Genomic DNA, 347 nt, shown 5'->3' with positions numbered 1-347 from the left:
CGGCGGCCTGGACCTTGATCTTGCTGTCCTTGATCAGGGCGACGATCTTCTTCGCCAGCTCCTTGTCGATGCCCTCGCGCAGGGTGGTCTCCTGCTTCACGGTCTTGCCGGAGGCATAGGCGTCCTTGACCTCCAGGCACTGGACGTCGATCTTGCGCTTGGCCAGGTTGACCTTGAGGATCTCCAGCATCTGCTCGAGCTGGAAATCGGCGTCGGCGGTCAGGGTGACGGTAAGGTCCTTGGCCTCGAAGCTGCCCTTGCCGCGCAGGTCGTATCGGCGCTCGAGCTCCTTCATGGCGTTGTCCACGGCGTTGGTGACTTCGTGCTTGTCCAGCTCCGATACGACG

1 protein-coding gene is annotated in these 347 nt (G+C 62.2%); it reads right to left on the bottom strand.

Annotated features, from left to right (window positions below; all coding sequences use genetic code 11):
- Positions 1 to 347, bottom strand: a 347-nt coding sequence (locus tag FS767_RS21795) for a DUF520 family protein (protein ID WP_144968178.1), incomplete at both ends; no start/stop codon positions are given.

It is taken from the genome of Pseudomonas sp. DE0010, assembly GCF_007680745.1.
Lineage (GTDB): Bacteria > Pseudomonadota > Gammaproteobacteria > Pseudomonadales > Pseudomonadaceae > Aquipseudomonas > Aquipseudomonas parafulva_B.
This window is presented reverse-complemented; position numbering and strand designations above follow the sequence as displayed.